This window comes from Hyphobacterium sp. SN044, from assembly GCF_021864465.1.
Classification (GTDB): Bacteria; Pseudomonadota; Alphaproteobacteria; order Caulobacterales; family Maricaulaceae; genus Hyphobacterium.
In genome coordinates this window covers 1-281 of the sequence record NZ_JAKKUV010000058.1, presented here as the reverse complement: position 1 = coordinate 281, position 281 = coordinate 1, and the positions used below count along the sequence as shown (strand labels likewise).

Here is a 281-nt window from a genome sequence, read left to right as displayed (position 1 = left end):
AACCCTGGATCGACTTCAGTAGGTTCGCCATCTCGATCGCCGCCTCGGCGGCGTCGGCGCCCTTGTTGTTCTTGGGGCCTGACCGGGCGAAGGCTTGCTCCTTGTCCTCGGTCGTCAGCACTCCGAACGTGATCGGCACGCCGGTGTCCAGCTGGCCCTGCCTGATCCCGGCCGCCGCCTGGCCGGCAACAATCTCGAAGTGATAGGTCTCGCCCCGGATGACGCAGCCGAGGCACACGATCGCATCGTGCCCACCCTTCTCCGCCAGGGCCAGCGCAGTG

The 281-nt window shown here is 66.9% G+C and carries 1 protein-coding gene; it reads right to left on the bottom strand.

The window, feature by feature from the left end; translation table 11 throughout:
• Positions 1 to 281: 6,7-dimethyl-8-ribityllumazine synthase (ribH, locus tag L5876_RS14640; RefSeq protein ID WP_236957097.1), on the bottom strand; the 281-nt coding region annotated here is incomplete at both ends.